The sequence below is a fragment of the Pseudovibrio sp. Ad46 genome (genome assembly GCF_001623065.1).
GTDB lineage: Bacteria > Pseudomonadota > Alphaproteobacteria > Rhizobiales > Stappiaceae > Pseudovibrio.
The window spans coordinates 133,687-146,959 of record NZ_LMCG01000050.1 but is presented as its reverse complement, the minus strand read 5'-3'; the positions used below and the strand labels follow the sequence as shown (position 1 = coordinate 146,959).

Genomic DNA, 13,273 nt, shown 5'->3' with positions numbered 1-13,273 from the left:
GAATGATTGAACATAAATCTGTTTTCGATGCATTTTGCGCCACTGCTGAAAAGTGGCCAGACCGTCCGTTTGTGAATGTGTTGGCTGAGACTGCCGAGCTTTACGGCATTGAGGCTGGAGAGACCTCCTACGCAGAAGCATTGGCTCAGGCGCAGGGTGCGGTGACGCGCTATCGGCAAGCTGGCCTTCAAGCTGGAGACCGTGTTCTGGTTCTGCTTGAAAACCGCCCTGCCTTCTTTCTGCACTGGTTGGCCCTCAACGCTCTTGGCGTGGTTATCGTGCCGATCAATCCTGACCTGCAAAGCTCTGAGCTTGAATACATCGGCAGACATGCAGAGCCTGTTCTGGCTATTTCAACGTGTGAGCGCAAAGCGGATATGGAACAGGCAGCGCGTGAGAGCGGGCAAGGTTTTGCCTGTGCCACACTGGATGATGCCCTGCCCGTTGTGCGCACGCCTTCGGATGAGGTCTATTCGCCTGCGCAAGAAGACCCTGCGGCGATGCTCTACACTTCTGGCACCACCGGGAGCCCGAAAGGCTGTGTGCTGGCTAACCGCTACTTTCTGGAAGCGGGGCATTGGTACGCCAATGCAGGTGGCACGTGTGCGCTGAATGAGGATGGCGAGCGGATGATTACGCCGCTGCCGATCTTCCATATGAATGCAATGGCATATTCTGCCATGGCGATGATTGCTGTTGGCGGGAGCCTGACAGTTCTGGACCGCTTCCACCCCCGTTCCTGGTGGCGGAATGTGCGGGATAGTGGCGCGACTTGCCTGCATTATCTGGGCGTTATGCCATCGATCCTGATGAGCCTACCAGAAGCGCCGGAAGACAAAGCCCATTCGGTTCGCTTTGGTTTTGGGGCGGGTATTGATGCAAAGCTGCATGTTCCGTTTGAGGAGCGCTTTGGTATTCCTCTGGTGGAAGCATGGGCCATGACGGAAACCGGCGCTGGATCTGTGATTGCGGCCAACCAGGAGCCTCGTAAGCGCGGCATGAACTGCCTTGGTAAGCCCGGACCTGAGATGGATGTGTGCATCATGGGTGATGACGGTGTGCCTGTTACAGGAACCGACCCCGGTGAGTTGCTGGTGCGGCGCAAGGGCGATGATCCGCGTGTCGGGTTCTTCTCCCATTACTTCAAGGATGATGCAGCGACCAATGAGGCATGGAAAGCCAACTGGTTTCATACGGGCGATATTGTTCGGCGGGATGAGGATGGAGATTTCTTCTTCGTGGACCGCAAGAAGAACGTGATCCGGCGCAGTGGCGAGAACATTGCCGCAGTGGATGTGGAATCTGTTCTCATGCAACATCCGGACATTGAGGCGGTTGCTGTTTGTCCGGTACCAGACGCCATTCGCGGGGATGAGGTGTTTGCCTCTATTGTCTGGCGCGGCGAGCAAACGAAGGATGCCGCAGAAGCGATTGTGCGATGGGGGCTGGAGCGAATGGCCTATTACAAGGTGCCCGGCTACATCGCGTTTTGCAGTTCATTGAAGCTGACTGGCACGCAGAAAATCCAGCGGGCAGCCCAAAAGCAGATGGCACTTGAACTGCTTGAAGCATCAGAGGCGTTCGACACCATCCATTTGAAGCGGAGGCAGTTGGTTTCATGATCAAGCCACGCAAACGCATGGGGTATGACGGGGTTGTCGTGGCAGCACCTGCCAGCACGCCCTATGAACGCTATTCTACTGAAACCGCCCATTGGTGGATTGCCAAAGCGCTGCGGCAATCGATCAAATCTGCCGGTCTTAAACCGCGCGATATTGACGGGTTTTCTGTCGCCAGTTTCTCGCTGTTTCCTGATACGGCTGTTGGCCTGACTCAGCATCTGGGGCTTGTTCCGCGTTGGCTGGATCATATTCCGCAGGGCGGCGCCAGTGGGCCCAGTGCACTGCGCCGGGCTGCTCGTGCCGTGCAATGTGGAGATGCCTCTGTGGTGGCGTGCGTTGCCGGGGATACCAACCACGTGGACAGTTTCCGGCGCATGCTTTCCAGCTTTTCTCGGTTCGCGCAGGATGCCTCTTACCCTTACGGCGCTGGCGGGCCGAATGCCTGTTTTGCGCTGCTGACTGACTATTACATGCGTGAGTTTGGCGTGGGCCGCGAAGATTTTGGTCGGATCTGCGTTTCTCAGCGGGACAATGCGTTGCGTAATGAGAATGCGGTGATGAAGAAGCCACTGACCATGGAGGCTTATCTGGCAGGGCGTGAGATCAGTGATCCAATTACCCTGTTTGACTGCGTGATGCCTGTTGCTGGTGCTGAGGCTTTTTTGGTGATGCGCGAAGAAGATGCGGTCGCCTCTGGGATTCCGCATGCGCGTATCAGCGCGACCATTGAGCGGCACAATGCTTTTGCTGAAGATCCAATCCAGATGCGTGGTGGCTGGGAGATGGATATTGATGAGCTTTACGGCATGGCGGGCCATGGACCGGAGAACGTGGATCTGTTGCAGACCTATGATGACTATCCGGTCATCGTGATGATGCAACTGGAGGATCTGGGCTTTTGCGCAAAAGGCGAAGCGGCCCGGTTTATTGCAGATAAGGACCTAACGGTTTCCGGTAACTTTCCGCACAACACCTCCGGCGGGCAGCTGTCTGCTGGTCAGGCCGGGGCTGCTGGTGGGTTTATTGGACTTGTTGAGGCCATCCGGCAGGTGACGGACACGGCTGGGGCAACGCAGGTGGCGGATGCCAAGCGGGCTTTGGTTTCCGGCTTTGGGGTGATCAATTACGACCGCGGCGTGTGCACCAGTGCGGCGATTTTGGAAGGGGTGAGCTGATGGTGACACCGCTTCAAAAGCCTCCGAGAAAGAACCCGCAGGTCCGCACTCGTGTGCCGACCTTGCCTTCGCATTATCGTAGCCGATCTGCGCTGTTTATGGCGGCAGCAGCGGCTGAAGGCAGATTTATGCTGCAGGTTTGTGCTGAGCCGGAGTGTTCGGCAGTTCAATATCCTGCGCGGGATGCTTGCAGTTGTTGTTTGTCTGATCGGCTCGTTTGGCAGGATGTGTCTTCGCGCGGAAAGCTGATTGCGACATCTACCGTGCGTACGAGCACCAACACTTATTTCCGTGAGCGGACACCGTGGCGGCTTGGGACGGTGTATCTTGAGATTGGCCCCTCCGTTATGTGTCACCTTCACAGTGAGGTAGCAGTGGGGGATGAGGTGCAGCTGATCAACCGGCTCGATAAATCCGGACAGAGCGTTTTGTTGGCGTTGCCCCTGGAAAAAGGCCAGTTGCAGGAGGATGATATGCAGCTTCGTGAATTGACGTGTGATCCGAAGTTCCGGCGTGTTCTGATTACGGATGCCCGCAATCCGAATGCTTATGCGCTGGCAAAGAGCCTGCTGGAGGCTGGAGCTTCTGCGGTGTTTGTTGGAGAGGCTGAGAGTTGGCGCCCCTACCCAGACCGCGCCAAACTTGAGTCTCTTCAGGGTGTTGAGCTGGTTTCTTTAGATGTGACTGACACTTCCTCCGTTCAGGAGCTTGCAGGCGAGTTTGGCGGCAAGGTCGATATTCTGATCAACAATGCCCGCTTTGTGCGGCCCGGTGGTATTCAGGGTCGTGGGGACGTGGGCTTTGCAATGGATGAGATGCAGGTCAACTACTTCGGTATGATGCGCCTGGCGCGGGCCTTTGCCCCTGCCATGGCCGGACGCAGTGCGGATGGGGTGAACAGTGCTGTGGCGTGGGTGAATATGCTCTCCGCCTATTCGTTGGTGAGCAACCCCGGCTTTGGCAGCTTCTCAGCTTCCAATGCAGCAGCGCATTCGCTCTCACAGTGTTTGCGAGCGGAGATGGCATCCTCTGGTGTGCGGGTGGTGAATGTTTATTGCGGACCGACCGAGGATGAATGGCATCAGCCTTTGCCACCGCCCAAGGTGCCTGCGGGTGCGCTGGCAAGGGAGCTGGTGAAGGCGCTGCAAGCAGGGCTGGAAGATGTGTATGTGGGTGACATTGCCAAGGACATCCGGCGCAAGTTCATGGAGAGCCCGAAGGTGCTTGAAAAAGAAATGACAAGCCTGGAGGCGCTTTGACCATGGAAGCCTTGAAAGAGAAACTGGTGAACCCGGTTGAGCTTCTGAGCTCTGCTTTGCTTTCCGGTGATGTGGAAGTGGTGGACCTGACGCACACCCTTGATCCGGATTTTCCCGTGATCGTGCTACCGCCCGAATTTGGGCAGTGCGCGCGCTTTCGCATGGAAGAGATCTCCGCCTATGATCATCGCGGTCCGGCGTGGAAGTGGAACACCTTCACTTGCTCTGAACACACAGGCACGCACTTTGATGCGCCGATCCATTGGATTTCTGGCAAGGACTTACCCAATAACACGGTGGACTCCATTCCCCCTGAGCACTTTGTTGGTTCTGTGGTGGTGATCGATTGCTCGCAAGGATCTGCGCAGGATGATGACTTTGAGCTGACACCAGAGATCATTGCAGGATGGGAAGCTGAAAATGGTCGGATTCCGGCGGACAGCTGGGTGTTTATGCGCACGGACTGGAGTAAGCGCAGTGGTGCGGCTTATCTGAATATGCGCGATGACGGGCCGCATTCGCCTGGACCTACGCCGGACGCAATTCGGTTTCTGATTGAAGAACGCAGCATTCGCGGGTTTGGGACTGAGACTGTGGGAACGGATGCGGGCCAAGGTGTGCATTATACGCCGCCCTATCCGGCGCATTTTTATCTGCACGGAGCTGGCAAGTATGGATTGCAATGCATGTGTAATCTGGACCAGTTGCCCGCCACGGGTGCCATGATCTTATGTGCGCCGTTGAAGATCAAAAATGGGACAGGCAGCCCCTTGCGCGTTCTGGCGCTGGTGCCGAAGGGAGGCCGTTGATGTCTGAAGATTTCACAGCGGTCATCACAGGCGGCAACAAGGGCATTGGGGCTGCTTTGGCTCAAGAGATGCTGGAGGCTGGTTATACGGTCATCTGCCTATCTCGCCGCGAGCCTGAGTTTACGCATCCCAAACTGCATTTCCATCAGACGGACTTGCTGGATCAGGCGCAAGTGAGCGCTGCGGCTGAGGCGATTGCAGATGAGCATGAAGTCACGCATCTCATTCACAATGCGGGGCTCATCTTCCCGAACCTGATTGAAGAAGCGGAAGCTGACGATATCACCGGACTTGCCCAGCTTCATCTGGGGTCAGCATTAACGCTGCTCAAAGCCTTCTTGCCGAGCATGAAGGCCAATCAGTTCGGGCGCGTGCTGTTTAACGGTTCCCGTGCTGCTTTGGGAGCAAAGACACGGACGGCGTATAGTGCGTCCAAGGCTGGTATGATTGGCATGGCGCGCACGTGGGCTCTGGAGTTGGCACAGCATCAGATTACGGTGAATGTGGTGGCGCCGGGTCCGGTGAAGACAGATAACTTCTGGGGCATCATTCCTAAGGGCAGTGAACAGGAGCAAAAGCTGGCGGATGGCATTCCTATTGGCCGCATCGGCACGGTGGAGGACATCACCAATGCCTTTATGTTCTTTGCCGATCCCAAGTCCAGCTTCATCACAGGGCAGACACTGTTTGTCTGTGGTGGGATGAGTGTGGGAACTGCCCTGCTGTAATTTCATGCAGTTAAAGTTCTGAATCAGATTCAGCTCATGACTGCACATGTCTGATGCCGCTGAGTCAGTGTTCTTCTGCCAGCATTCTCCGACGCCACCCGAGTAAGTGGGCGCCTGCTCCATCACTGCCGAGTTTGTCTTCCGGGTTGAGGAGATGGCAGTCGGTCAGGGAGAGGCAACCGCAGCCGATGCACTCATCAAGGCCTGCTCTCAGGTCCTGAAGCTCTGCAATGCGGTTGTCGAGATCCTGCTGCCACCACGTGGAAAGTTTGGCCCAATCCGCTGCCGAGATCTTCTTCTCGTTGGGCAGTTGATCCATGGCCGCTTTGATTTCCTTAAGAGACACGCCCAGCTTTTGCGCGGCCTTGATCACAGCGATCTTACGCAGGACAGCTGCGGAGTATCTTCTATGGTTTGCGTTGTTGCGCCAGGAGCTGATGAGCCCCTTTTCCTCATAGAAGTGAACAGCAGAGACTGCAATGCCACTGCGCTCTGCGACCTGCCCGACGGTTAATCCTTGCAAGGAGACCATTGTCATTCCTCTATTTTTCGCCTTGACCTCAACAATACTTGAGGAATTAGAAGAGATCATGACAGTAATCAAGACCCAATAAGGAATGGCAGATGAACACTATTTACGCGGACCTGTGGCAAGTCCCGCTCGAAAAGCGGTTCGGAACGCTCCTCTCGCATGCATATTTTTTAAAAACGCCATCCAGAAACATCCTTGTCTCAGCCTTTGAGAATTTGGATGAGGCGGCGCAGTTGCGCGAGTTAGGTGGGGTCAATGAGCATTATCTCACGCACAATCACGAGATCAGTGAGGGTTTAAGCGAGCTGAAGTTCGTTCTTGGTGCAACGCTGATCGGACATGAAAACATTCAGAAGTTCTTTAGTGGTGATGTCCAGCCAGATTTGCTTTTAAGGGGTTCAGGGCCATTTGTGGGCTCTGACGGATTTCAGGCGATTTACACTCCGGGGCATACGGACAACAACCTTTGCTTCTATTACCCCTCACCCACTGGCAAGAATTATCTGTTTACCGGTGACACGATCTATCTGGACAATGGTCGTTTCAAAACACTGATCATGTCCAGTGATGGCGGCAACAAGCAAGAGCTCGTCACCTCACTGAAAAACCTGCGGGACCTGCCGGTAGATGTGATCTTTTGCAGTGTCGCCATGGGGAACTATGAGATTGTTGAGGTCACCCAGCCTGAATGGCACGCTCTGATGGATGAGAAGATTGCAGAGCTGGAACGCTGATGCAAAAAGCCGGAGTGTTTCCACCCCGGCTTTCAGAATTCTGCATTCCTGAGACTTACGCGATGCGCATTTCTGAGGAAGGATCAAACGGGATGGCTTTGTCCATATTGATCGCGAATGGCACTTCCTGCCCGGCAACGACCTGCGCATCCGCACGCATGCGTGCATTGCAGTCTTTGCCGCCGAGAGATGACATTACGTAGGTATCAGAACCAGCTGGCTCCGTTACGATGACGCGGTTTGTGATCTGCTCGATGTGGTTTGCCTTGCGGTCAGCCCCTTCAGGGTCGGTAATCGCTTCTGGACGGATGCCCAGCACGATTTCCTTCTGATCAAAGCCTTTCAAAGCTTCGGTCGGATTGGAGAACTTGAGGTTCACCTGATCACTGAGGCCCGTTGGAAGCTGGGCGAAGATGCCATCACCGTTGGCAACAACCTTAGCTGGAACAAGGTTCATGCTTGGAGAGCCCATGAAGCTGGCGACAAACAGGTTTGCCGGGTTGTCATAGATCTCTTTTGGCGTGCCCAACTGCTGCACGTACCCGCCGTTCATGACAGCAATGCGCGTGGACAGCGTCATTGCCTCAATCTGATCGTGGGTCACGTAAACAATGGTTGTTCCAAGCTTCTGGTGCAGCTTCTTGATCTCCGTGCGCATATCAACGCGCAGTTTCGCATCAAGGTTGGAGAGTGGCTCATCAAACAGGAACACATCCGGATCACGCACCAATGCACGGCCCATGGCCACACGCTGGCGCTGACCGCCGGAGAGCTGGCCCGGCTTGCGATCCAACAGCGGTTTGATCTGCAGCATCTCGGCAACGTCGCTCATTGCCTTTTCACGCGCTGGCTTGGCAACGCCATGCATTTCCAGACCGAACGTGATGTTCTGACCGACCGTCATGTTCGGGTACAGAGCATAGGACTGGAACACCATTGCGATGTTGCGCTTGGACGGGTGTACCCCGTTCATGGTCTGCCCTTTGATGGCGATGGTGCCGGAGGTGATATCCTCCAGACCGGCAATCATGTTGAGCAGAGTGGATTTTCCGCAACCGGACGGCCCGACGAGCACGAGGAATTCCCCTTCCTGCACGTCGATATCGATGTTGTGAAGCACCTTGGTTGAGCCGTAAGACTTGGTCGCATTGTTGATTTTCAGAAAGCTCATAGGTCTTATCCCTTCACCGATCCGGCCATCAGGCCTCTTACGAAGTAGCGGCCAGCCACGATGTACACGAGCAGTGTCGGCAATGCGGCGAGGATCGCTCCGGCAAAATGAACGTTATATTCTTTGACGCCCGTTGACGAACTGACGAGGTTGTTCAGCGCAACCGTCATTGGCTGGCTATCCAGATCAGCAAACGAGGCACCGAACAGGAAGTCGTTCCAGATGTTGGTGAACTGCCAGATGACAGAAACAACAATGATTGGACCGGAACTTGGCAGCATAATGCGCCAGAAGATGCGGAAGAACCCTGCCCCATCAATCTGAGCTGCACGGATCAGCTCTGTCGGGAACACCTGATAATAGTTCCTGAAGTACAGCGTGGTGAAGCCGAGGCCGTAAACCACATGTACCAGCACCAGACCCGGCGTTGACCCTGCAATGCCGAGGAAGCCAAGCACACGCGCCATTGGGATCAAAACGATCTGGAATGGAATGAAGCAGGCAAACAGCATCAGACCGAACAGGATGGTATCGCCCTTGAAGCGCCATTTGGTCAGCACGTAGCCGTTCAAAGCCCCCAATACGGTTGAAATCGTAACTGCCGGAAACACCATTTTGAGGGAGTTCCAGAAGTACGGCTTCAGACCTGTAGGTTCTACGCCGATCTGTGCGCTGTTCCAGGCTTTAAACCAGGGTTCCAGCGTGAAGACCTGCGGCAGTGACATCATATTTCCGCCAGTGATCTCTGAAAGAGGCTTAACGGAGTTGAGTACCATAATGCCAAACGGCAGCAGGTAGAATGTCGCGAACAGGATCAGCATCAGGTAAATGAATGCACGGGTGATGCGACCTGTGCTGATGGCATTATCTGTCGAGGCTACGGACATTATTTCTTCTCCCGCAGTTCGGCATAAAGGTAAGGAACCATAATCGCAGCGATGGTCATGAGCATGATAACAGCGGAGCTGGCGCCAATGCCCATCTGGTTGCGGGTAAAGGTGTAGGAATACATGAAGGTTGCCGGTACTTCCGTCGCTCTGCCCGGTCCACCGCCCGTCAATGCCACGACAAGGTCGTAGGACTTAATGGCAAGGTGAGACAGGATCACGAAAGCAGACAGGAAGGCTGGACGCAGTTGCGGGATAATGATCCGGCGATACATGTTCCAGTTGGATGCCCCGTCAATTTGTGCGGCCTTCAGGATTTCGTTGTCGATGCCACGCAGTCCGGCCAGGAACATGGCCATAACGAAGCCACTTGTTTGCCAGACAGCTGCAATCACAACCGTATAGATGGCGAAGTTACGGTCCTTGATCCAGTTAAATTCGAAGCTCTCCCAGCCCCACAAGTGCATTGTGTGCTCAAGGCCGATGCCCGGATCGAGAAACCACTTCCATGCTGTTCCCGTTACGATGAAGCTGAGTGCCATCGGATACAGGAAGATTGGACGCAAGAAGCCTTCTCCGCGGATCTTCTGGTCCAGAAAAATCGCAAGGCCCAAGCCGATGGCTGTACAGATTGCGATATACAAACCTGCAAAAATGCCAAGGTTTTTGATGGCAATGGACCAATGCCGTAGCCGGAACAGCTTTTCATAGTTCTCCAGTCCGACCCAGTCATAAACTGGCAGAATACGGCTTCCTGTGAAGGAAAGGTATACGGAGAAAATGATAAATCCATAGACAAAGACCAAGATCAAAGCCAACGAGGGTGATAACACCAGTTTGGGAATGAGATTTTGGAGTCTTGTCCGCAGGTCCGGTTTTACTGCCGTTGGCGTCGCATAGTCAGCGGCCATGGCAACGGATGAGTTGGTCTGATCGACCATGATCCCTGCCCCCAGATTCTATGTTGTTTTGGGAAAAATGGGGCCAACACATCGTCGGCCCCACTTAAAATTACTTAGCGATGGAGACAGCGTCTACCAGCTCATCAACAGCGGTAGCGGAATCGAACTCACCGTTAAAGTGTGCTGTTACAACGTCATAAATGGCGTTTTTAACTGATGCTGGTGCAGAGTGACCGTGTGCCATGGAACCGTAAAGGTTGCCGCTTGCAGCAGCTGCAGCCAGATCTTTCATGCCCTGTTTTGCACATGCATCAAACGCTTCGTCGGAAACGTCTGTGCGTGCAGGAACGGAGCCCTTGACCACGTTGAATGCAGACTGGAAGGCAGGAGACAGGATTGCGCTTGCAAGAGCTGCCTGCTCTTTAGACACTTCACCGCCCTGATCGAACATAGCGAACTGGTCAGCGTTGAAGGTTACCTTGTCCTGAGTGCCAGGGAAGCGGAAGCAGAGGAAGTCTTCGCCTGGCTTTTTGCCAGCACCGAGGAACTCACCTTTTGCCCAGTCACCCATCATCTGGAAGCCAGCTTCACCGTTGATGACCATTGCAGTTGCAAGGTTCCAGTCACGACCAGAGAAGTTGTCGTCTACGTTTGCACGCAGAACAGACATGCGATCAAACGCTTCCTTCATGGTGTCGGAACCAAGAGCAGCTTCGTCCAGATCAATGAAGGCAGCTTTGTAGAAGTCTGCACCACCGGTGGCCATGACGATTGCATCAAACAGAGTTGCATCCTGCCAAGCCTGACCGCCGTGTGCGAGCGGCGTTACGCCAGCTGCTTTCAGCTTCTCAAGCGCTGCGGTGAACTCTTCCCAAGTGGTTGGAGTTGCAATGCCGTTTGCATCCAGCACTGCTTTGTTTGCCCATACCCAGTTGGTGGAGTGTACGTTTACCGGCGCAGCAATCCACTTGCCATCGTACTTTGCAAAGCGCTGAAGTGCTGCAGGTACAACTTCGTCCCAGCCTTCTTTGGCTGCAACAGCGTTAAGGTCTGCCAGAGCGCCTTCTTTTGCCCAGTCCTGAATGTCGAAACCAAGCATCTGAACTGCGGTTGGCGCGTTACCAGCGGTTACGCGTGCACGCAAAACAGTCATTGCGCTTTCGCCGCCGCCGCCAGCTACAGGCATATCCGCCCAGCCAATGCCCTGAGTTTCCAGATCCTGCTTAAGAACGTTAAGCGCAGCTGCCTCGCCACCTGCTGTCCACCAATGCAGGACTTCCACGTCTGCTGCCAAAGATGGAGCAGCTGTTGCTGCCAACAGAGCCAGAGCCGATGTGGTTTTTACTAGTAGTTTGTGCATGTGTTGCCTCCCGATCACAACTTAAAATTTCTACACAAAAATACGACTAACATAGTACTTATAACGTTACAAATATCGGATCTGTCAATGCAAAAAGTGAACCCATTGACTTGAATGATCTTTTTTGTATCAAATGATACTCACCTATTTTGTTGTATCGTTATAACGAAGATCTAACTGATTTACGGGAGGTAACTGGCTTCACATGTCGACACAAAAACCGCCGAATTCCTCCACTCATACCACCTCGAAACCTACGCAGAAGACAATTGCGGAGATCACCGGCCTTGCGGTGACAACTGTCTCGCGGGCACTTCAGGGTGATGAAAAGATTGCACAGGCAACCCGGCTGCGCGTAAGTAAAGTTGCTGAAGAAATCGGCTATGTTCCGGACCGCGCGGCACAAAGATTACGCACCGGAAAGACTAAAGTAATCTCACTGATTCTTGACCCCCATAACGAGATTCTGGGGTTTGGGAACTCGCTGATCACAGGTGTGGCTCATGCATTGGCTGGTACGGACTACCATCTTAATGTGACACCACAGTTCCTTGGCGGTGATCCGATTGAGCCTGTTGAATACATTGTTCGCAACAAGCTGGCTGACGGAATCATCTTTTCGCGGACGAGGCCTTTTGATGAGCGGGTGCGTTTTTTGAGGGAGCGCAGCTTTCCGTTCACCACACATGGACGCACTGAATTCGGCTATCAACACTCATATGTGGATTATGACAACGAGAAGTTCGCTTACGAATCTGTCTTGCGATTGATGCAAAAAGGGCGGCGTAGGATTTGCGTTATTCTACCGCCCAACCATTTTACGTTCCATCAGCATCTGAATTACGGGTATATGCGGGCTATTCGGCAAGAAGGTTTGCAGTGCTACATTCCTGAGGGCATCAACCTTGATTCAGATATGCCTGAGATTTTTGAATGGGCACAGACGATTGCCGGGACAAGTGATGCACCGGATGGATTTATCTGCCCAGGTGAGACTTCTTTCCTTGCGATTGCGAACGGGTACCGGCAGGCAGGTAAAGAGCGCGGGCGTGATTTTGATGCGGTTGTGAAATCAAGTTCACAAACGCTGCATCAGATTGATTCACAGATCGACAATATCAGCGAGGATATTCGGCAGGCCGGTGCTTTGCTGGGAGCAAATCTGCTGAAGACGATGTTGCACCCGGACGGTCCGTTTGAACAGACCATCCAGGACCCGGACATCACATTCCCAGCTCTCAAATCCTATCAGGACTGAGTTCTCAGGACGCGACTTTCGGTGCTTCCTCTTCGATCCAGAGGTCATCGCCTTCCGGATAGGTAAAACCTGTTTCTGCGGCCAGCTGCTTCAGGAAGCCGATCATGTAGTCGGTGCGTTCGCGTGCGACTTCACGGCCTTCCTTGGTCTGCATGGTTTTGTGCAGTTTAAGCAGTTTGAGTGCGAAATGATCGACGCCGAATGTCTTGTCGTCGAGGTCGCGGTCGCTGGCGAACAGGTCGCCGCCATGGAACAGGTTGGAGTTCATGGTTTTGGCGATATAGAAGGTGCGGGCAATACCGATTGCCCCGAGGGATTCCAGGCGATCCGCGTCCTGAAGGATCTTGGCTTCAATCGTTTGCGGCTCGATTTCAGCTGAAAAGCTATGCGCTTCAATGGCGTGCTTGATCTTCTCGATTTTTGCTGCTGAAACACCCAGCTCAATCAGGATCGGTTCAGCGGCATCAGCTGACAGCTTGGAAGCCTTTGCACGGTCCGGAGAGTTCTTGGGGACATTGACCAGGTCATGCAAGTAGGCAGCTGCGATCAGCACCTCCTCATCGCCCTCACCGCGACGCTGAGCGATGTCCAGCGCTGCCAGTTTTACGCGGCGTGCATGGTACAGATCATGGCTGGCATCATCACTCTGATCGTGCGCTTTCAGCGCCGCTTCCAAATTCTTTTCGAACTCAATCATCGGAACTCACAGTTATCAAATGAGCCCGAAACCTACGTCAGGTCAGTGTGCATTTCGAGGCAAAACTGGTCTGAACCCCCGATAAAATTCCGCGGGCTCAGACTGAAGTTAACGATCGCCGCTTACATGATATAACCAA

At 53.9% G+C, this 13,273-nt stretch carries 13 protein-coding genes; 7 read left to right on the top strand and 6 right to left on the bottom strand.

Annotated features, from left to right (window positions below; all coding sequences use genetic code 11):
• Positions 1–2: 2 nt before the first annotated feature.
• From PsAD46_RS15290 to PsAD46_RS15270, 5 genes are read left to right on the top strand one after another with little or no spacing between them, the layout of a single operon-like run.
• Positions 3–1,622, top strand: a complete 1,620-nt coding sequence (locus PsAD46_RS15290; protein ID WP_063307281.1) for an AMP-binding protein — start codon at positions 3–5, stop codon at positions 1,620–1,622.
• Positions 1,619–2,797 carry a thiolase family protein gene (locus tag PsAD46_RS15285; RefSeq protein WP_063307280.1) on the top strand — a complete coding sequence of 393 codons (1,179 nt, stop codon included), beginning with the start codon at positions 1,619–1,621 and terminating at the stop codon, positions 2,795–2,797. Before PsAD46_RS15290 ends, PsAD46_RS15285 begins: the two co-directional genes overlap by 4 nt.
• Complete coding sequence (locus PsAD46_RS15280) at positions 2,797–4,056, top strand: SDR family NAD(P)-dependent oxidoreductase (RefSeq protein WP_063307279.1); 1,260 nt, start codon at positions 2,797–2,799, stop codon at positions 4,054–4,056. The genes PsAD46_RS15285 and PsAD46_RS15280 overlap by 1 nt, the downstream gene beginning before the upstream one ends.
• A gap of 2 nt (positions 4,057–4,058) precedes the next feature.
• Positions 4,059–4,865 (top strand): cyclase family protein, encoded by an 807-nt coding sequence (locus tag PsAD46_RS15275; RefSeq protein WP_063307278.1) that lies wholly within the window; start codon positions 4,059–4,061, stop codon positions 4,863–4,865.
• Complete coding sequence (locus PsAD46_RS15270) at positions 4,865–5,593, top strand: SDR family oxidoreductase (RefSeq protein ID WP_063307277.1); 729 nt, start codon at positions 4,865–4,867, stop codon at positions 5,591–5,593. The genes PsAD46_RS15275 and PsAD46_RS15270 overlap by 1 nt, the downstream gene beginning before the upstream one ends.
• Positions 5,594–5,657: 64 nt before the next feature.
• Here PsAD46_RS15270 and soxR read toward each other — a convergent pair whose 3' ends face one another.
• The gene (gene soxR, locus PsAD46_RS15265) at positions 5,658–6,125 is read right to left on the bottom strand and encodes a redox-sensitive transcriptional activator SoxR (RefSeq protein ID WP_063307276.1); all 468 of its coding nucleotides are present in this window, start codon (positions 6,123–6,125) and stop codon (positions 5,658–5,660) included.
• Positions 6,126–6,217: 92 nt separating this feature from the next.
• On the opposite strand from soxR, the gene PsAD46_RS15260 reads away from it, so the two are divergent.
• Positions 6,218–6,859 carry an MBL fold metallo-hydrolase gene (locus PsAD46_RS15260; protein WP_063304812.1) on the top strand — a complete coding sequence of 214 codons (642 nt, stop codon included), beginning with the start codon at positions 6,218–6,220 and terminating at the stop codon, positions 6,857–6,859.
• A 55-nt stretch (positions 6,860–6,914) separates the two neighbouring features.
• On the opposite strand, the gene ugpC is transcribed toward PsAD46_RS15260, so the two are convergent.
• From ugpC to PsAD46_RS15240, 4 genes are all read right to left on the bottom strand, one after another.
• Positions 6,915–8,030, bottom strand: a complete 1,116-nt coding sequence (gene ugpC, locus PsAD46_RS15255; RefSeq protein WP_063304811.1) for a sn-glycerol-3-phosphate ABC transporter ATP-binding protein UgpC — start codon at positions 8,028–8,030, stop codon at positions 6,915–6,917.
• A 5-nt stretch (positions 8,031–8,035) separates the two neighbouring features.
• Entirely contained in the window at positions 8,036–8,917 is an 882-nt protein-coding gene (locus PsAD46_RS15250; protein WP_057465290.1) for a carbohydrate ABC transporter permease, read from the bottom strand.
• The gene (locus PsAD46_RS15245; protein ID WP_063296620.1) at positions 8,917–9,828 is read right to left on the bottom strand and encodes a sugar ABC transporter permease; all 912 of its coding nucleotides are present in this window, start codon (positions 9,826–9,828) and stop codon (positions 8,917–8,919) included. Before PsAD46_RS15245 ends, PsAD46_RS15250 begins: the two co-directional genes overlap by 1 nt.
• Positions 9,829–9,928: 100 nt before the next feature.
• The gene (locus tag PsAD46_RS15240) at positions 9,929–11,179 is read right to left on the bottom strand and encodes an ABC transporter substrate-binding protein (protein ID WP_057465291.1); all 1,251 of its coding nucleotides are present in this window, start codon (positions 11,177–11,179) and stop codon (positions 9,929–9,931) included.
• 205 nt (positions 11,180–11,384) lie between these two features.
• Between PsAD46_RS15240 and PsAD46_RS15235 the strand changes: the two genes are divergently transcribed.
• Positions 11,385–12,437, top strand: coding sequence for a LacI family transcriptional regulator (locus PsAD46_RS15235; RefSeq protein ID WP_063304810.1), 1,053 nt, complete (start codon positions 11,385–11,387; stop codon positions 12,435–12,437).
• Positions 12,438–12,441: 4 nt separating this feature from the next.
• Here PsAD46_RS15235 and PsAD46_RS15230 read toward each other — a convergent pair whose 3' ends face one another.
• Positions 12,442–13,134: an HD domain-containing protein gene (locus PsAD46_RS15230; RefSeq protein ID WP_057465294.1), complete on the bottom strand. Its 693-nt coding sequence runs from the start codon at positions 13,132–13,134 to the stop codon at positions 12,442–12,444.
• Positions 13,135–13,273 lie beyond the last annotated feature (139 nt).

Bases quoted from the DNA above. Each gene is read 5' to 3' on its own strand.
- PsAD46_RS15245 (WP_063296620.1), bottom strand. From the start codon at position 9,828: ATGGCCGCTGACTATGCGACGCCAACGGCAGTAAAACCGGACCTGCGG.
- PsAD46_RS15240 (WP_057465291.1), bottom strand. From the start codon at position 11,179: ATGCACAAACTACTAGTAAAAACCACATCGGCTCTGGCTCTGTTGGCA.
- PsAD46_RS15230 (WP_057465294.1), bottom strand. From the start codon at position 13,134: ATGATTGAGTTCGAAAAGAATTTGGAAGCGGCGCTGAAAGCGCACGAT.
- soxR (WP_063307276.1), bottom strand. From the start codon at position 6,125: ATGGTCTCCTTGCAAGGATTAACCGTCGGGCAGGTCGCAGAGCGCAGT.
- PsAD46_RS15235 (WP_063304810.1), top strand. From the start codon at position 11,385: ATGTCGACACAAAAACCGCCGAATTCCTCCACTCATACCACCTCGAAA.
- PsAD46_RS15250 (WP_057465290.1), bottom strand. From the start codon at position 8,917: ATGTCCGTAGCCTCGACAGATAATGCCATCAGCACAGGTCGCATCACC.
- PsAD46_RS15275 (WP_063307278.1), top strand. From the start codon at position 4,059: ATGGAAGCCTTGAAAGAGAAACTGGTGAACCCGGTTGAGCTTCTGAGC.
- PsAD46_RS15270 (WP_063307277.1), top strand. From the start codon at position 4,865: ATGTCTGAAGATTTCACAGCGGTCATCACAGGCGGCAACAAGGGCATT.
- ugpC (WP_063304811.1), bottom strand. From the start codon at position 8,030: ATGAGCTTTCTGAAAATCAACAATGCGACCAAGTCTTACGGCTCAACC.
- PsAD46_RS15290 (WP_063307281.1), top strand. From the start codon at position 3: ATGATTGAACATAAATCTGTTTTCGATGCATTTTGCGCCACTGCTGAA.
- PsAD46_RS15285 (WP_063307280.1), top strand. From the start codon at position 1,619: ATGATCAAGCCACGCAAACGCATGGGGTATGACGGGGTTGTCGTGGCA.
- PsAD46_RS15260 (WP_063304812.1), top strand. From the start codon at position 6,218: ATGAACACTATTTACGCGGACCTGTGGCAAGTCCCGCTCGAAAAGCGG.
- PsAD46_RS15280 (WP_063307279.1), top strand. From the start codon at position 2,797: ATGGTGACACCGCTTCAAAAGCCTCCGAGAAAGAACCCGCAGGTCCGC.